15 protein-coding genes and 3 tRNA genes are annotated in these 16,476 nt (G+C 68.9%); 4 read left to right on the top strand and 14 right to left on the bottom strand.

The window, feature by feature from the left end; all coding sequences use genetic code 11:
• Positions 1 to 134 precede the first annotated feature (134 nt).
• The 12 genes from panC to tilS all read right to left on the bottom strand — a co-directional run bounded on the left by panC (position 135) and on the right by tilS (position 10,444).
• On the bottom strand, positions 135 to 989 hold the full coding sequence (gene panC, locus ASF96_RS02800; protein WP_055935736.1) for a pantoate--beta-alanine ligase: 855 nt from the start codon (positions 987 to 989) through the stop codon (positions 135 to 137).
• Positions 986 to 1,708, bottom strand: coding sequence for a DUF2520 domain-containing protein (locus tag ASF96_RS02795; RefSeq protein WP_055835780.1), 723 nt, complete (start codon positions 1,706 to 1,708; stop codon positions 986 to 988). Before ASF96_RS02795 ends, panC begins: the two co-directional genes overlap by 4 nt.
• A complete protein-coding gene (locus ASF96_RS02790; protein WP_235560513.1) occupies positions 1,705 to 3,381 on the bottom strand; it encodes a PH domain-containing protein in 1,677 nt (558 codons plus the stop codon). The genes ASF96_RS02795 and ASF96_RS02790 overlap by 4 nt, the downstream gene beginning before the upstream one ends.
• Positions 3,378 to 4,025: a PH domain-containing protein gene (locus ASF96_RS02785; protein WP_082509247.1), complete on the bottom strand. Its 648-nt coding sequence runs from the start codon at positions 4,023 to 4,025 to the stop codon at positions 3,378 to 3,380. Before ASF96_RS02785 ends, ASF96_RS02790 begins: the two co-directional genes overlap by 4 nt.
• Entirely contained in the window at positions 3,979 to 4,464 is a 486-nt protein-coding gene (locus ASF96_RS02780; RefSeq protein WP_055833345.1) for a DUF3180 family protein, read from the bottom strand. Before ASF96_RS02780 ends, ASF96_RS02785 begins: the two co-directional genes overlap by 47 nt.
• The gene (gene folK / locus ASF96_RS02775; RefSeq protein WP_055935735.1) at positions 4,461 to 4,985 is read right to left on the bottom strand and encodes a 2-amino-4-hydroxy-6-hydroxymethyldihydropteridine diphosphokinase; all 525 of its coding nucleotides are present in this window, start codon (positions 4,983 to 4,985) and stop codon (positions 4,461 to 4,463) included. The genes ASF96_RS02780 and folK overlap by 4 nt, the downstream gene beginning before the upstream one ends.
• A complete protein-coding gene (gene folB, locus ASF96_RS02770) occupies positions 4,982 to 5,350 on the bottom strand; it encodes a dihydroneopterin aldolase (RefSeq protein WP_055935733.1) in 369 nt (122 codons plus the stop codon). The genes folK and folB overlap by 4 nt, the downstream gene beginning before the upstream one ends.
• Positions 5,350 to 6,153: a dihydropteroate synthase gene (gene folP / locus ASF96_RS02765; RefSeq protein ID WP_055935730.1), complete on the bottom strand. Its 804-nt coding sequence runs from the start codon at positions 6,151 to 6,153 to the stop codon at positions 5,350 to 5,352. Before folP ends, folB begins: the two co-directional genes overlap by 1 nt.
• The gene (gene folE, locus ASF96_RS02760) at positions 6,150 to 6,737 is read right to left on the bottom strand and encodes a GTP cyclohydrolase I (RefSeq protein ID WP_055935726.1); all 588 of its coding nucleotides are present in this window, start codon (positions 6,735 to 6,737) and stop codon (positions 6,150 to 6,152) included. The genes folP and folE overlap by 4 nt, the downstream gene beginning before the upstream one ends.
• Before the next feature lie 6 nt (positions 6,738 to 6,743).
• Positions 6,744 to 8,747 carry an ATP-dependent zinc metalloprotease FtsH gene (gene ftsH / locus ASF96_RS02755; protein ID WP_055833329.1) on the bottom strand — a complete coding sequence of 668 codons (2,004 nt, stop codon included), beginning with the start codon at positions 8,745 to 8,747 and terminating at the stop codon, positions 6,744 to 6,746.
• Between the two features lie 120 nt (positions 8,748 to 8,867).
• The gene (gene hpt, locus ASF96_RS02750) at positions 8,868 to 9,419 is read right to left on the bottom strand and encodes a hypoxanthine phosphoribosyltransferase (RefSeq protein ID WP_055935723.1); all 552 of its coding nucleotides are present in this window, start codon (positions 9,417 to 9,419) and stop codon (positions 8,868 to 8,870) included.
• 23 nt (positions 9,420 to 9,442) lie between these two features.
• Positions 9,443 to 10,444 carry a tRNA lysidine(34) synthetase TilS gene (gene tilS, locus ASF96_RS02745; protein WP_055935721.1) on the bottom strand — a complete coding sequence of 334 codons (1,002 nt, stop codon included), beginning with the start codon at positions 10,442 to 10,444 and terminating at the stop codon, positions 9,443 to 9,445.
• A gap of 181 nt (positions 10,445 to 10,625) precedes the next feature.
• Here tilS and ASF96_RS02740 point away from each other — a divergent pair, with 181 nt between their 5' ends.
• A complete protein-coding gene (locus ASF96_RS02740) occupies positions 10,626 to 11,159 on the top strand; it encodes an inorganic diphosphatase (RefSeq protein WP_055833321.1) in 534 nt (177 codons plus the stop codon).
• A 72-nt stretch (positions 11,160 to 11,231) separates the two neighbouring features.
• Here the strand turns inward: ASF96_RS02740 and ASF96_RS02735 are convergent, their stop codons facing one another.
• The gene (locus tag ASF96_RS02735) at positions 11,232 to 12,689 is read right to left on the bottom strand and encodes a M23 family metallopeptidase (RefSeq protein ID WP_055935718.1); all 1,458 of its coding nucleotides are present in this window, start codon (positions 12,687 to 12,689) and stop codon (positions 11,232 to 11,234) included.
• Between the two features lie 214 nt (positions 12,690 to 12,903).
• Here ASF96_RS02735 and ASF96_RS02730 point away from each other — a divergent pair.
• From ASF96_RS02730 to ASF96_RS02720, 3 genes are all read left to right on the top strand, one after another.
• Positions 12,904 to 12,976, top strand: a tRNA-Glu gene (locus ASF96_RS02730).
• 28 nt (positions 12,977 to 13,004) lie between these two features.
• Positions 13,005 to 13,078: transfer RNA gene (locus tag ASF96_RS02725), tRNA-Asp, on the top strand.
• A gap of 64 nt (positions 13,079 to 13,142) precedes the next feature.
• A tRNA-Phe gene (locus ASF96_RS02720) sits at positions 13,143 to 13,215 on the top strand.
• A 262-nt stretch (positions 13,216 to 13,477) separates the two neighbouring features.
• On the opposite strand, the gene ASF96_RS16685 is transcribed toward ASF96_RS02720, so the two are convergent.
• A complete protein-coding gene (locus tag ASF96_RS16685; RefSeq protein WP_156458686.1) occupies positions 13,478 to 16,312 on the bottom strand; it encodes a hypothetical protein in 2,835 nt (944 codons plus the stop codon).
• Between the last annotated feature and the right edge of the window lie 164 nt (positions 16,313 to 16,476).

The raw sequence follows: 16,476 nt of genomic DNA, 5'->3' as shown, positions 1-16,476 counted from the left end.
GCGCCCCGCGCCCGGTGTCCTGCGACAGACACCTCGGCGAGCGCCCGCCGCCCCGCACCGATGCGCGGCGGCGCGGCCCAGACGTCGCCCAGCGACGACAGCGCAACCGACCCCGCGCGGCCACCGCCTCCGCGTCAGCGCAACGAGATCTCGGTGTTGTCGATGAAGCGGTGTCCCGCGACCGTCGCCGCGATGAGGGCGAGGGCGCGCCCCGTGTGGCCTTCGTCGACGGGCAGGAACGTGGCCGGGTCGACCACGTTGAGGTACTCCAGGGTGATGCGCTGCTCGCCCATCAGCGACGACTGGGCCGCGGCGATACAGGAGTCCACGCCCAGATCGGCGTTCGAGGCGGCCGCTTCGAGGGCGCGCGGCAGAAGCGAGGCCGCGCGGCGCTCGGCGTCGTCGAGCAGCGCGACGCGGCTCGACACGGGCAGCCCGTCGGGAGTCCGCACCGTCGGCACGGTGGCCACGTCGATCGCGAAGTCCAGATCGCGGATCATGCGACGCACCAGGAACACCCGCTGCGCGTCGCGTTCGCCGTAGACGGCCACGTCGGGGGCGACCAGATGGAAAAGTTTCGCCTCGACGGTCAGGACGCCATCGAAGTAGAACGGACGCACGCGCCCCTCGTACCGCAGGCCGACATCGCCCGCCGAGACGCGGGTGGTGGCCGTTCCCCGGGGCAGGAACTCCTCGGCGGTCGGGGCGAACACGACGTCGACCCCGAGCTCGGCCAGGACCCGCGCGTCGGCGTCGGGAGAACGCGGGTAGCTCGCCGTCTCTTCCGCGGTGCGGAAGCGCAGGGGGTTCACGAACGTCGACACGACGACGACATCGGCGTTCGAGCGGGCCTCGTGGATCAGATCGACGTGACCGTCGTGCAGAGCGCCGAGGGTCGAGACGAGGGCGACGCGCGGGCCGCCCGCCGGTCGATCTGCGCCTCGGATTTCTCCGAGTCGGGTGCGCAGATCCTTAAGGGTGCGGATCATCCGTCGATCGTATCGTCGCCGTCGAGCCCTCGAAGTCCCGCGCCCTCGATCAGAGCCTGGTCGACGCTGGAGCGCACGAGCGCCGAAAGGTACCCCCCGGGGTTGTCCACGCCCACGCGCGTCAGCAGGTCGGAGGACTGGCGCACGATCGAACGCGAGAACTCGGTCGCCGTCGCGATCGCCTCGGCGTAGACCGTGCGGTCCTCCTCGGCCACCACCACCGGCTCGCACCCGAGCTCGACGGCCAGCGCCTGGGCGATCGGCAGAACGGGGCCGGGCGCCGTGACCGCCGCGTAGGCCTGGGCCAGCTGGCGCAGATCGATCGACGAGGCCCCGGTGAAGACGATCGCCGGGTGGATGGCGAGCGGGATCGCGCCGCGCTGGGCAGCGGGGTCGAGCACCCGGGCGCCGTAGGCCGGGTCGGTGTGCAGCACGAGCTGGCCCGGTTGCCACGCGCCGACATCGGCGAGGCCCGCGATCAGGCCCGGCAGCTGCTCGTGCGGAACCGCGATGACGACCAGCTCGCTGCGGCGCACCACCTCGTCGGCGCTCAGCACGGGCAGCCCCGGCAGGATGGCCTCGACGCGGTCGTCGTCGGATCCCGAGGTGATCGCCGTCAGCGCGTGACCGGCACCGGCGAGCGCCGCGCCGATGACGGGGCCGACCCGGCCCGCGCCGATGATGCCGACGCCGAGACGACCGTCGCGCCCGCCACTCATCCGGCCCACCGGTGACTGCGGTCGCCCGCCGCCGCCGCCACGGTCGTCAGAGCGGTCTGCTCGAACAGGCGCACGGCGTCGTCGCGGTCGATCGCTCCGATCGCGGTCTGCGCGGTCCCGGCGATGACGTGTCCCGTCACGGTGGCCGTCCGAAGCGCTCGCGCGAGCGGACCTTGGTGCAGACCGATCGACTGCAGTCGCGCCAACGGGATCACGGTCAGCGAGCGCCACACGAAGCCGCGGCGGAGCAGCAGCGCGTCGTCGGTCAGCCGCACGCCGTTGCGGCGCCACGACAGGGGCCGCAGCAGCCGCGCGCGAGCGGGGGTCGTCACGTAGGGGTCGTCGTCCACCGGACCCAGGATGCCGTCGCGGAACACGAGTGTCCATTCGGCGCTCGACAGGCTCGGGGCGAGGATGCGCAGCACGCGCTCCACGTCGGCGCGGGTGCCGATCGGCAGCACCGCGGCGAATTGGTCGCTGCTGGTGTCGCTCGACGCGCGTCCCGACAACCGGTTCAGTGACACGCTCCACCAGCCGAACGGGCGCCACAGCAGGGGCTGACGCACCTCGATCGCGTGCACGCGGCCCGGCGGAACGATCTCGGACACCGTGGTGAACAGGCCGAAGGTGACGCGCACGCCGTCGGACGTGGGGGCGATCGAGTACCGCAGCCCCCGTGCGATCGAGCGCACGTAGTACGCGCCGAAGGCGAGGAACATGGGCACGACGGTGAACAGCACCCAGAGCGTCGACACCGAGGCCGCCACCACAATGCCCACGACGAGGGCGATGAGTACCAGCGTCGACCCGCTCAGGACACGGGATGCCACGAGCCGCCCGATCGGGATCCGCACGATGCTCTCGGGCTCGGCATCCGAAAGGTCTTCTCCGTCGACGAGTCCCTGCAGGCCCGCTCCCACGGCCTCGGCGGCCTGGCGGGCCACCGACGACCTCCCGGCGGTGCGCGCCCCCGCCTCGGCGAGGCGTCGACCGGAAGCGAGACGCAGGATGTCACCGCGGATCGCCTCGGCGTCTTTGCCCGAGAGGTACTCGAGCTTCACATTCGCATCGAGGCCCGCTCCCACGACCTCGAGCTTCGCGAGGCCGAGCAGACGCGCGACCATCGGCCGGGTGAGGTTGACGCCCTGCACCCGGTCGAGGGGCGCCCGTCGGTGCGTGCGGAACAGCACGCCCGAGCGCACCTCGACGTCGTCGTCGCCGATGCGCAGGGTGTGGAACCGCCACGACAGCCGGAAGATCCCCAGCAGGACCAACACCACCACGAGGGCGATTCCGCCGGCGATCAGCAGGAGATTGTTCGCGAGTAGGAAGTCGACCGGGTCGGGCGGCAGCGCCCCCGGGGGCAGGTCGGTGAAGGCGGGGAAGAACCACTCGATCAGTCGCTCCCGCAGGTTCGCCACGAGCAGACCGATGATCACGACCAGCGACAGTCCACCGCGCAGCACGGGCGTCAGCGGGTGAAGTCGATGCCATTCGCCGTCGCTGTAGGGCGAGCGTACGACCGGTCGCCGCAGCGGCCCGGCGGGGGCCGCGGCGCCCTCCGAAACGCCCGCCGCGTCGGCGGAACCCTCGGCATCCGGTCCGGTCGCGTCATCGGCGAACTCCGGTTCGCCCGGGAACTCCGCGGAACCCGCGGAACGGTCGTCGCTCACAGTCCCGTCCGGCGGGTCTCGGCGACGGCGATGAGCGTGTCGCGCAGCTGCTCGGCCGCCTCCTGCGTGAGTCCGGGGATGGTCACGCCGGTCGAGGCCGCGGCGGTGACGAGTTTGAGCTGCGCGATGCCGAAGCCGCGGTCGAGCGGCCCGTGGGTGATGTCGACGAGCTGCATGCGCCCGTAGGGCACGGCCACGACCCGCTGCCACAGGATGCCGCGGCGGAAGACCAGGTCGTCGCGGCGCAGCTGGTAGCCGACCGAACGCGCTTGTCGCGGCGTGATGATCAGGCCGATCGTCGTCACGATCAGGATCACCCCGGCGGGGATCCACTGCCACGGCACCTGCGTGAACACCTGGATGCCGATGGCGACGGCCGCGACGACGACGATCACCGCCGCTTGCGAGATGAGTTGCACGCGCACGTACGCCCGCGCCAGTTGGTGCCACGTGCCGTCGCCGAGCGGGAGTCGGCCCGCCGCGCGCGGCTCGAGGATGCGAGGGTAGGTGCGCTCGTCGAGCACGTCGGTCTCGGCCTCGGTCGCGGTGACCGGTGCCTCGTGCTGCTCGGGGAGCGCCGGCGCCGCGAGCGGGTGCTCAGGCTCCGACGGGACCGGCGGGGGTGTCTCCGGGGGTATCGTCATCGTCGTCCTTCCGGATGGTGCAGAGCTGCTCGGCCACGAGCCCCGCCACGACGAGGACGACTCCGCACACGATCGTCGCGATGATCGATCCCATCGAGCCTATCGACGGCGTCACCGGACGGCTCAGCAGGAACGCCAGAAGTCCGATGCCGAACCCGGTGGCCGCCGCCCCCACGAGCGACGACGCCTTGGCCAGCATGGCGATGCGCAGCGCGCGGAACGGGTCGATCCGGCGGGCGCCGCGTCGGCGCGTCGCCCGATACACCGGCACGGCCAGAACGACGATGACGACGCCGAGCAGGGCCAGGATGGTTGGCAGGCTCGCCGCGGGCGAGAACGTGGCGCGCCCCGTCGCGGTGAGCAGGGTGTCGGTCACGAATCCGACGACGGCCCCGATGACCGCGGCGATGACGAGGATGCCCGCCCCCGTGCGCTTCACGCGCTGCCCCGCAGCCCCGACAGAAGAGCGTCGATCCGGCCGCGGCCGGGGATCTCGGCATCCGGATCCACCTCCAGCCACGGCGCCAGCACGAACTCGCGCTCGTGGGCGCGGGGGTGCGGCACGGTGAGGTCGTCGCGGTCGATCGTCTCGTCGCCGTACGCGATGAGGTCGAGATCGAGCGTGCGATCGCCCCACCGCTCGCGGCGCACCCGTCCGTGCCGCGCCTCGATGCGGTGCAGCGCGGCCAGCAGCTCGGTCGGGGCGAGACGCGTTTGCACGAGGGCGACGGCGTTGAGGTACCGGGGGGCGTCGGCGTCTTCTCCGGTGAGCGTGACCGCCACCGTCTCGAGCGGCGCCGAGACGCGCACCTCACCCGTCAACGCAAGGGTGCGCAGCTCGTCGACGGCGGCGGCGAGCGTGTCGGCGCGCGCGCCCAGGTTGGCGCCGAGGGCGACGACGGCGGTGACCGGGGTCGCGCGCGGAGCGGCATCGAGGCCGTGGGCCAGTCGGACGTTCACGCGCGGCTCCGCCGCACGGTCACGGCGACGTCGCCGAACGGCACGGGGATCGGCGCCTGCGGCTTGTGCACCGTGATGCGCACGGATGCCACCCGCTCGTCGGCCAGCACCTCGTCGGCGATGCGCTGGGCGAGGGTCTCGAGCAGGTCGACCGGCTCACCCTCGACGAGGGCGACGATGCGCTCGGCGAGCTCGCCGTAGTGCACCGTGTCGGCGACGTCATCGGTCTCGGCCGCCCGCCGCAGCGAGATGGCCAGCGCCGCATCGACGACGAACTCCTGACCGTCGCGCTTCTCATCGGCGTAGACGCCGTGGTACCCGAAGGCGCGTACCCCCGTCAGTGTGATCTCGTCGGCGGCATCCATCAGGACTCCCCTGCATCGGTGAACGCGCGCGCGACGGCGAGCGCGTCGCGTGTGGTCGGCACATCGTGCACGCGCACGGCCCAGGCGCCGTCGCGGGCCGCGAGCGCGCTGGTGACGGCCGTGGCGAGGTCACGGCGGCCGAGGTCGGCGTCGTCGCCGAGCACCTCGGCGAGGAATCGTTTGCGGCTGGTCCCGATGAGCACGCGGTGTCCGAGGCCGGCGATCTCGGGCAGAGCCCGCAGCGTCTGCCAGTTCTGCGCCCCGCGCTTGCCGAAGCCGATCCCCGGATCGACCACGATGCGCGTGGGCGCGATGCCCGCAGCCAGGGCCGCCTCGACGCGCGCGGCCAGCTCGGCGGCCACCTCGCGTCCGACGTCGGCGTAGTCGGCGCGGGCGTACATCTCGGTCGACGGGCCACGCCAGTGTCCGAGCGCCAGCTCGGCGTCGGTCTCGGCGACCGCCGCCAGCATGTCGGGGTCGGCGAGTCCCCCCGACACGTCGTTGACGAGCCGAGCGCCCGCGCGCACGGCGGCGACCGCCGTGACGGCGTTCATCGTGTCGATGCTCACGAACGCGCCCTCGGATGCCAGGGCCTCCACCACCGGGAGCACGCGCTGCTGCTCGACGCGCGGCGCGACCCGCTGGGCACCCGGGCGCGTGGACTCGCCGCCCACGTCGAGCAGGTCGGCACCCTGGTCGCGCAGGAATCGCGCGTGCGCGATGGCCGCATCGGGGTCGAGGTAGCGGCCGCCGTCGCTGAACGAGTCGGGTGTCACGTTGACGATGCCCATGATGAGCGTCACGCTCGCGCTCCGATGAGCGCGACCAGCTCCGCGCGGGCCGTCGGCTCGGTGTAGGCGCCGCGGGCGGCGATGGTCACCGTCGAGGCCTCGGTCTGGCGTCCCCCGCGCATGGTCACGCACTCGTGCGTCGCGTCGAGCACGACGAGAACTCCGCGCGCGTCTAGTGCGTGGGCGATCGCGTCGGCGACCTGCTCGCCCAGGCGCTCCTGCACCTGCGGTCGCGCCGCGAGGATGTCGATGACCCGCGGCAGTGCGCCCAGGCCCACGACCTCTTCACCGGGCAGGTAGGCGACGTGCGCGCGCCCGCGGAAGGGCAGCAGGTGGTGTTCGCACATCGAGCGGAACGAGATGTCGCGCAGCATGACGGCGCCCGAGGGAAGGGTGTCGGGCGCCGGTCCGCGCGACACCGAGATGGTGTGCTGCAGGGGGACGCCGGCATCCTGATCCACGCCCGCGAAGAACTCCGCCCACGACTCCGCGACCCGCGCGGGCGTCTGACGCAGGCCGGGGCGATCGGGGTCTTCCCCGATCGCCCCCAGCAACTCGCGTACTAATGCGGCGACGCGCTCCCGATCGACGGCCACGGCGCCTCAGGCGGTGGCCGGTCGCGTCTGCCCGCTCGGACGGGGCTGCGTGGCAGCCTGCGTCTGGGACTGCGCCTCGGTGGAGGCCGCGATACCGGCGGGCTGCGCGCGACGCGGCACGTCGACCGGCGGCTGGGTCGAGACCGGACGGTCGCCCGACGACAGCCACTGCGGGCGGGGCGTCAGTCGCTTGACGTCGGTGAAGATCTCGGCGAGCTCGATGTGGTCGAGCGTCTCTTTCTCGAGCAGAGCGAGGGCGAGGCGGTCGAGCACGGCACGGTTGTCGTTGATCACCTGGTAGGCCTCGTTGTGTGCCTGCTCGATGAGGGCCCGCACCTGGGCGTCGATGCGTTCGGCGATGCGCTCCGAGAAGTCGCGGCCGTGACCCATGTCGCGGCCCATGAACACCTCGCCCGACGACGAGCCGAGCTTGACCGGGCCCACCTCGTTCGTCATGCCGTACTCGGTGACCATCTTGCGGGCGATGCTCGTCGCCTTTTCGATGTCGTTCGAGGCGCCGGTGGTGGGGTCGTGGAAGACGATCTCTTCCGCGACGCGGCCGCCCATGGCGTACGTCAGCTGGTCCTGCAGCTCGTTGCGGGTGATGGAGTACTTGTCGTCGAGCGGCAGCACCATCGTGTAACCGAGCGCCTTGCCGCGGGGAAGGATCGTGACCTTCGTGACCGGGTCGGTGTGGTTCATCGCCGCCGCCGCGAGAGCGTGTCCGCCCTCGTGGTACGCCGTGATGAGCCGCTCCTTGTCGCGCATGACGCGGGTGCGGCGCTGGGGACCGGCGATGACGCGGTCGATGGCCTCGTCGAGCGCGCGGTTGTCGATGAGCTGCGCGTTGGAGCGGGCGGTGAGCAGCGCGGCCTCGTTGAGCACGTTCGCCAGGTCGGCGCCGGTGAAGCCCGGCGTCTTACGCGCGACGACCTCGAGGTCGACCGAGTCCGACAGCGGCTTGCCGCGTCCGTGCACCTCGAGGATGCGCTGGCGACCCTTGAGGTCGGGGGCGTCGACGCCGATCTGGCGGTCGAAACGGCCCGGGCGCAGAAGAGCGGGGTCGAGGATGTCGGGGCGGTTGGTCGCCGCGATGACGATGACGTTGACCTTGGGGTCGAAGCCGTCCATCTCGACCAGCATCTGGTTCAGCGTCTGCTCGCGCTCGTCGTGACCGCCGCCCATGCCGGCGCCGCGGTGGCGACCGACGGCGTCGATCTCGTCGATGAAGATGATGGCGGGCGAGCTCTCTTTCGCCTGGTTGAAGAGGTCGCGCACGCGGCTCGCGCCGACGCCGACGAACATCTCGACGAAGTCCGAACCCGAGATCGCGTAGAACGGCACACCGGCTTCGCCGGCGACGGCGCGGGCGAGCAGGGTCTTGCCGGTTCCGGGAGGGCCGTACAGCAGCACGCCCTTCGGGATGCGGGCGCCGACCTCTTCGAACTTCTTCGGGTCCTTCAGGAACTCTTTGATCTCTTCGAGCTCTTCGATGGCCTCGTCGGATCCGGCGACGTCTTGGAACGTGACCGTGGGCGTCTCTTTGGTCACGAGCTTGGCGCGCGACTTGCCGAACTGCATGACCTTGCTCCCCCCGCCCTGGGCGCTGGAGAGCAGCCACCAGAACAGCAGGCCGAGGAGGATGAGCGGGAGCATGAGGCCCAGCAGGCCGTCGAACCAGCTGGCCTTGGGCACGACGTCGTTGAAGCCGTCGGAGGGGGCGGCGGAATCGATCGCGGTGGCGACCTCGCTCGCGCGGGCCTGCCCGTAGTAGAACTGCACGTCATCGGCGCCCTCGAAGGGCTGCGACAGCGTGAGATCGACGCGCTGATCGGGGTCGTTCGTCACCACCTGGGTGACAGTCCCGCCCTTGAGCAGCTGCAGACCCTCCTGGGTGGAGACCTGACGCGCACCGCTGAGGTTGGAGATGAGCGAGAAGCCGATGACCAGAAGCAGACCGACCAGCAGAACGTAGATGATCGGATTACGCGTGATCTTCTTGAAATTCATGGTGGGCGAGCCCAGCCCTTTCGTGATCCTCCGCAGAATGCGGTCGAATTAGGCTAACGCCCGCGAACTATGCCGGGCCTGTGCGTTCGTCATGGGCGTACACGCCCGCTCTCGACGCGGTCAGGAGTAGACGTGGGGTGCGAGCACCGCGACGTCGCGGAGGTTGCGGTAGCGCTCGGCGTAATCGAGGCCGTACCCGATGACGAAGTCGTTGGGGATGTCGAAGCCCACGTACCGGCAGTCGACCTGCACCTTCATGGCGTCGGGCTTGCGCAGCAGCGCCAGCAGCTCGACCGACTCGGCTCCGCGCGAGGCGAAGTTCTCGAGCAGCCAGCTGAGGGTGAGACCGGAGTCGATGATGTCCTCGACGATCAGCACGTGCTTGCCGGTGATGTCGGTGTCGAGGTCTTTGCGGATCTGCACGACGCCGCTCGAGCGCGTGCTGGCGCCGTACGACGACACGGCCATCCAGTCCATCGAGACGTGGATCGGCAGGTGCCGGGCGAAGTCGGCCATGACCATGACCGCACCCTTGAGCACTCCCACCAGCACCACGTCGCGGCCCTCGTAGTCGCGGGCGACCTGCGTCGCCAACTCGGCGAGCTTGCCGTGGATCTGCTCCTCGGTGAGGAGGACTTCGCTGATGTCGTCGGAGATGTCGGCCGCGCGCATTCCGAAAGTCTACGTCGGGCGAATCAGGATGCCGCGCGCGCGACGATCTCGATGCGGGCACCCACGCGTCGGGCGAGGCAGGCGGGCAGATCGATCGGCCCCTGCCCGCGCCAGTCGGTCGCCAGCCGGGCCACCTCGAGCGTCTGGGCCCGAGACAGCGACACCCCGAACTCGCTCTCGACGACGTAGCGCACGATGCGGTTGCGCAGCGCCGCGGGGTTCGCGGCGAGGGCGGCGACCGAGACCGAGATCCCGGCCTCGGCGTGTTCGACGATGTCTTCGATCGTCTCGTCGATCATGTCCTGGAAGGCCGCGGCGTCTTCGCGCAGCTGCTCCGCGGTGCGTGCCAGGGCCTCGGCGATCCCCGGGCCGAGCTCCGCTTCGAGAACGGGCAGCACGCGCTCCCGCACGCGCACGCGGGCGTACGCCGGGTCGACGTTGTGCGGATCCGCCCACGGCTCGAGGCCCTCGGCGGCGCACGCAGCGACGGTCGTGCCCCGACGCACGCCCAGCAGAGGCCGAACCCACAGCGGGCCCGTGGAGTCGCGTCGCTCCGCCGGCATGCCGGCGAGGCTCAGGCTCCCCGAGCCCCGCGCGAGCCCCAGCAGCACCGTCTCGGCCTGGTCGTCGAGCGTGTGACCGAGCAGGACGGTGTCGGCGCCGATCTGCTCCGCCGCGCGGGCGAGGGCCGCGTAGCGTGCTGCGCGGGCCGCGGCCTCGGGCCCCTCGCCCTCCGTCGCGACCTCGACGGCGACGACGCGCGCGCCGATGCCCAGCCCGCGCGCGACTTCGGCGGCGCGAGCCGCCACGGCATCCGATCCCGCTTGCAGGGTGTGGTCGATGACGACCGCCTCGACCCGGATGCCACGACGCCCGGCCTCGAACGCGGTCGCCGCCGCGAGAGCCAGCGAGTCCGCGCCACCCGAGAGGGCGACGACGACGGCGCCGTCGGTCGTGTCGAGCGCCGCACGCACGGCGCGGCGCACCTCGGCGACGGACGGGTCGAGCCCGGGGCGGTGGTCCATGCCTCCACGGTAGCGGCGGGCTCGGCCGTCGCGCGGTGTCGCGCGTACCAGCGTGCCCGTGCGCGCGGCGGCGTCACCGGTCGCGAGAGCGCGCGTTACGCCGGAGTCGTGCACGCCCGTGCGGCGAGGTGCGTGCCGGATAGGCTGGGCGCGGAAATCCACAGATCTAAGGAGCACGAGTATGGGCGCGTACGACGCCGTCATCGAGATCCCCCGCGGCAGCCGCGTGAAGTACGAGGTCGACCACGGCACCGGCCGTGTGTACCTCGACCGCATCCTCTACACGGTGTTCGGCTACCCGGCCAACTACGGCTTCTTCGAGAACACCCTCGGCGAAGACGGCGACCCGCTCGACGTGCTGCTGCTGCTCGACCGCGACCTGCACCCCGGCATCCTCGCCAAGGTCCGTCCGGTGGGCGTGCTGAAGATGAGCGACGAGGCCGGTGGCGACGACAAGGTCGTGGCCGTGCTCGCGAAGGACCCGCGTTGGGACCACATCCAGGACGTCGGCGACATCGACGACTGGACCAAGAAGGAGATCACGCACTTCTTCGAGCACTACAAGGACCTCGAGCCCAACAAGTGGGTCAAGGTCGACGACTGGGCGGATGCCGCCGAGGCCGAGCGCCTGGTGGGCGAGGCGTTCACGCGCTTCGAGGAGCACGACGCCCAGACCAAGACGCAGGGCTCGGGCGAAGCGCCCAACACCCTCTGACCTCGGTCTGACGCAGAAAACCCCCGGTTATCGACCGGGGGTTTTCTCGTTCACCGGATGAGGTGGACCGGATCAGGTGTAGATGCCGCGATCGCGCAGCCAGCCCGCCGGGTCGGTCGTGCCGCCCCACGGCGGGTAGACCTCGAAGTGCAGGTGGCAGCCGAACGAATTGCCCGTCTGACCGGTGGCGGCGATCTGCTGACCCGCGCCCACGCTCTGTCCGTACGAGACGTAGATACCGCCGTCGACGATGTGGGCGTAGCCGGTCGACGAGCCGTCGCCGTGCTGGATGCGGATGTAGTTGCCGTAGCCGCCGTTGTAGCCCGCGTACGTGACGCGCCCGTCGGCAGCCGCGTAGATCGGCGAGTAGCACCCCGCGCCGAAGTCGAGGCCGAGGTGCCACGAGCTGGCGCAGTAGCTGCCGTTGCACTGGCTGGAGCGGGGGCCGTAGCCCGATGTGGTGCCCGCCGACGAGGGACGCGCCCACCCGGAGCCGCCGACATCGCCGCCTCCGCCGCCGCCGCCGCCACCGCCGCCGCCGCCGCCGCCGCCGCCACTACTACCGCCACCACCGCCGCTGTTGTTGTTGTTCTGGCGGTCGCGCTCTTCCTGCTCGCGACGCTCGCGCTCGGCGCGGTCGCGCGCCTCGGCCTCTTCGCGGGCACGGCGCTCTCGCTCTTCGCGCGCCTTGCGCTCGGCCTCGACACCGGCCTGGTAGTCGGCGACGGTCTTGGCCGTGGTGTCCTGCAGGGCGGCGAGCTGGGCTTCGAGCACGACCTGGTTCGACTGCTGCTCGGCGAGGGCGGCCTGAGCCGCTTCGGCGGCCTGCTGAGCGGCGACCATCTTCTCTTCGGCGATCTTCTGGAGACGGTCGCGCTCGGTGCGGGCGTCGCCGGCCTGGTTGCTCAGCTGCTGCGCGGAATCGCGCGCCGTGATGGCCGCGGCGTACACCGAACGGTTGCGGTCGAGGAGCTTGTCCATCGTGCCGAGCTTGGCCAGCAGATCGTCGGCCGTCGCGGCCGAGCCCGAGAAAAACAGGTCGAGCGAGGTGTCGTCACCGCCCGCGCGGTACAGCTGCGCGGCGACCTTGCCTGCCTTGTTCGCGGCGTCGACGGCCTCGGCGGCCTTCGCGTCGGCCTGCGACTGGATCTGCTGAGCGCGGTAGTCGGCGTCGAGATACGCCTGCTGCGCCGCGTAGTACTCGTCGGAACGCGCGATGACCTCGGCCTGCGTGCGCGCCACCTCGGACTGCAGACCCTGAATGAGGCCCTGAATGCGCGAGATCTCACCCGCCTTAGCCGACTCGTTCGCGCGCGCAGCCTCGACATCGGCCCACGAGGGGTAGTCGGCGGCGAAGGCGGGGGAACCGAAGCTCGACGCCGCAGCCCCGAAGGCGCCGACGGCGACAGCCCCGAAAGCTCCCAGCTTCAGCGCGCTGCGTCGGTCGAACGACGGCCAGAGGCGCCGCTGCTCCTTCGCAGTGGGCGCGCAGCCGCAGTCATCTGATTCGTCGGGGCGCTCGAGCGTCACGGGAATACCTCATCTCACCGGTTCGCAACTCGGCCAACAGTAGCAACACGAGTCACACGTACAACAGGGCGAGTTCCCGCTGTCTCGCCCCATCCTGGGCCCACGACACGCCGTCGGCGCGGACGCCACGCCCTCGATTGGCAATCTCCGAGATTGTGAAGTAGGCTCGGTCGTCGGCAAGCGAGGATGAAATCGCAAGGTTTCAGGCTCATCCGGCCCCATCGTTTAGCGGCCTAGGACACCGCCCTTTCACGGCGGCAGCACGGGTTCGAATCCCGTTGGGGTCACTTTCCGGTGGAATAACTTAATACGCATGGCCCTGTAGCGCAGTTGGTTAGCGTGCCGCCCTGTCACGGCGGAGGTCGCGGGTTCAAGTCCCGTCAGGGTCGCTCCACAGCGACGGGCCTTCTTTCGAGAAGGCCTTTCGTCTCGGAAGCGGCAGACATGCCGCTCGGCTCTGTAGCTCAGTTGGTAGAGCGCACGACTGAAAATCGTGAGGTCACGGGATCGACGCCCGTCGGAGCCACACGGATGATCATTACGTCATCCCAGAAACCCTCGCGGAGCTTCTATCCGCGGGGGTTTTGCCTTGCCCTGGTGAGAGGCGGTTTCCGTGTCGTCGAGGGGCCACTCCCGCCGATCACTGAGCGAGCGAAGTCCCGTCCATCGAGCCAGCGCGGCGAGCCGAGACGCCCTCGGCCTGGAGCTGGGGCCGGTCATGGAGCTTTCGCACCCGGCCGTCGCTCGGCTGATTAGTCGTTCTGACCATGGAGTGATGACTCCGTCGGTCAAGCAAGCTCAGCGCTCTCACCAACGACGTCGTAGGTGTTGCGGATCATCTGGCCGAGCGGTGTATCGAGATCCATCATTCGTGCGTCGTTGTCGCTGTAACCCAATAGCGGCGCGATGACGTAACTCGCATCACCGTCTTGCCACTGGACGACTTCCAAGCCCGCATAGTCGGCGAACACCTCCGGCACGTTCATCTCAGGCCATGTGGAGACGTCAAGCGGTGATCGCGAAAGCCTCCGAACAACAACGGCGCCCGCGTCGTCGTCCGGCTCCAGCACGCACGTACCCCAGCTGCCAAAGTCGCCGGCCCGCCACGGATCGGCATCCTCCCAGAATCCGACTAGCAAAGACCGATGATGGGGCTTCTTCTCTTCGACACCAACTGACTCCAAAGCACTTATCGCCTCTCTAAGCCGTTCCCGCTCTCGGTAAATCTCTCGTTCGAGCACTTCGAGATCGGGCGCGAAGAGCACTGAGCGAAGCCCGGCGTTGTACTTCTTGCCAGCCTGGTCGATATCGTCCAAGACGGCCGCTAAGGGATGTGGGATCGACTGCTTCGCACCAAACCGGGTAGTCGTCTTAACTATTCGTTCCCCGCCGGTCAGAAAACCCTCGGCGCGGAGCTTGAGTTCTAGAAGCGGGTCACGAAGATCGAGAGCGAGTTCTGTCACGTCTTGTGTGGGCCGCACGTCTCGGGTTCGCACCTCGAAGTACGTCCAAGAGTCAGGCATCCTCTTCATGTCAACGAGATAGCGTCGGAGTCCGAGATCTAGCACTTCCCGTTCCTGGCCCGTGCTGACCGTCCCGAGCGCTTCGGCGTATCTCGCCCGCAAGTCGAGAAACGCAACTATCTCTTCAGGCTGCGGCGCTTCGGTCTTCGCCAGCTCCAGTTCCAGCGTTTCGGCCGCGAGCCGATATCGCGCATGGCGAAGTCGAGGCTGCGGCAGGCGAACGACCCGGTCGACTTCAACCCGGGATGTGAGCCCTGTGATGCCGAGTACCGCTCGCTCTGCGTTGTCTCTAGCCTCACGTGTGGCGAACTTGGCTGTAAAGCTGACCTGTTGCTCGTCGATCGTCAGAGTCACCCCAAGTGCCAGTGGCTTATCGGCGCTCCCAATATGGTTCGGGTCACGAAGAAGCTTCGCTTGGTCATTATGGTCGACAAGGCTTGATCTACCTAGCGCGATAACCGCGGCGTCGAACGCGCCCATCACGGGGCGAACGAATGTGTCGAATGCGGTGGACGCTAGACGAGGCCGCGGAATTACGTGGAATCGCAGTTGGATCTCTCCGAGGAGAGCCGCATACTCGGTGTTGTCGCGCACTTTGCTGCGGACGAGACGGACGTCGTCTGCCTCTCGGGTCTCGATCAGGTTCTTTGCTTCGAGTTCAGTCATCGTCGCCAACCCATTGAGGACTAGACCTGATCGCGCCTCTGCATGCCGCAACACCTCACCGATTTCGGCGTAGGGAGCGCGTATCGAGTCCGGCTCTATTACTTCGATCAGACCCCATAGCAGCGCTATGGCGCCCTCAGACAACGTGAGCAAGTCACCAATCGAACTCTCAGAAGACGTCGGCTCGGTCACTCGCGCGAGGATCGCAGTAGCGGAAGGCACCCAGACTTCGAAACTGCTGAGGCCGTCCACCCACGACGCGACGGCAGCAAACGCAGCTTGAGCAACGTGCCCTCGCGACTTGGGATTCAGCACTCTTTCCCAGATGAATGCGCGGCGCCGATCGTGAAACCAAACTGTGTGATCCGACCGGCGGACGAACAAGCCCGCCTCCAACAAAGTGTCAGTCAGAATGCCCCACTGCAGAACGTCGAAACCTAGATACTGAAGAAGGAACTCATCGCTCGGTGGATCTGCAAAGGGGGCCAGTCGCGCTGCCGTTGCCCGGATGCCCTCAGGGATGCTTGTCCACGAAGCGCGCATAAGCGCCTCGAATCCGTTCGGCGCGGCGATCTCATCGAGCGATGCGTTTACACCTGAAAGCCGTACGGCATCAGCGATGAAGAACGGATAGCCGCTAGAGAGTCTGATAATCGTGTCCCACCAAGGTTGAGGCACGCGCTCCGACACGAGCCACGTTTGAATGGCAGGGCGAGCGAGCGGGAGCAGTTCGTGAGGCTTGCTGCCCCTCATCGATACCGTTCGAATGATCTGATCGCCCGAGGAATGGTGCGGAGTAACGCAGGCCACTATCCGCACCTCCCCGACAACGGCGTCAACAAGTTCAGCGAGCAACCCGTGGTCCGAGGGAACCAGACGCTCGGCATTGTCAAAACGGAGCACGATTGGTCGCCCGACAGCCTGGCTGAACTCCGCCGCTATTCCACACAGCTCTTGCGCACGATCAGGAACTCGGATTGTCGCCAGTTGGTCGTCGAAACCCAGCATGCCGCCCTTGGCCACATCGCCAAGGACCTTCTTCCCGATGTCGATCACATCTTTGCCGAGCTTTGATTCAGCAAAGGTGAGGGCGCGAGAGAGGACCGCCTGTCCGATCTCGCGGCCGGTAATCGACTTCGCTCGCGCGCCGATCGATTTCACGACGGCCCACGCGGAATGCGCGTCTGGCGCGTCGTTCAGATATTGCGACATGCAGTCCCCGATAGCGTCCGCAAGCGCGGTCTGCAACGATCCCTCAAGCGACTTGAGAACGATCGGACTCGATAGAAGCGGATCGCCTGGCCATGAAGTCAGACTTGAAAGGAAGCTCGACTTGCCGATGCCCGAATCGCCCACAACGAGCGTGAATCCCTCCACCGCAGCGACGACAGCTTCAAGGTCCGCGTCACGGCCGTACAGCGGTAAGGCGCTCATGTTCACATTCTGTCGTGATTTCGGCCGGTACGCCGCGACTCGTTCGCGGGGTACCGGCCGGCGATCCGACGGCCGCCTGCTCGCACGGGAGGGAGCCACGTCATCAGAGCGATGACCGCAAGCGTCCACCACCAGCGGCGAGCGAAGATCCCTAACTCATCACC

The organism is Microbacterium sp. Leaf179 (assembly GCF_001423785.1).
Classification (GTDB): domain Bacteria; phylum Actinomycetota; class Actinomycetes; order Actinomycetales; family Microbacteriaceae; genus Microbacterium.
This window is presented reverse-complemented; position numbering and strand designations above follow the sequence as displayed.

Excerpts from the sequence above, each read along its gene's own strand:
- ASF96_RS02795 (WP_055835780.1), bottom strand. The coding sequence starts at position 1,708 with ATGAGTGGCGGGCGCGACGGTCGTCTCGGCGTCGGCATCATCGGCGCG.
- folB (WP_055935733.1), bottom strand. The coding sequence starts at position 5,350 with ATGGATGCCGCCGACGAGATCACACTGACGGGGGTACGCGCCTTCGGG.
- hpt (WP_055935723.1), bottom strand. The coding sequence starts at position 9,419 with ATGCGCGCGGCCGACATCTCCGACGACATCAGCGAAGTCCTCCTCACC.
- ASF96_RS02740 (WP_055833321.1), top strand. The coding sequence starts at position 10,626 with ATGGGCGCGTACGACGCCGTCATCGAGATCCCCCGCGGCAGCCGCGTG.
- ftsH (WP_055833329.1), bottom strand. The coding sequence starts at position 8,747 with ATGAATTTCAAGAAGATCACGCGTAATCCGATCATCTACGTTCTGCTG.
- tilS (WP_055935721.1), bottom strand. The coding sequence starts at position 10,444 with ATGGACCACCGCCCCGGGCTCGACCCGTCCGTCGCCGAGGTGCGCCGC.
- panC (WP_055935736.1), bottom strand. The coding sequence starts at position 989 with ATGATCCGCACCCTTAAGGATCTGCGCACCCGACTCGGAGAAATCCGA.
- ASF96_RS16685 (WP_156458686.1), bottom strand. The coding sequence starts at position 16,312 with ATGAGCGCCTTACCGCTGTACGGCCGTGACGCGGACCTTGAAGCTGTC.
- ASF96_RS02785 (WP_082509247.1), bottom strand. The coding sequence starts at position 4,025 with ATGACGATACCCCCGGAGACACCCCCGCCGGTCCCGTCGGAGCCTGAG.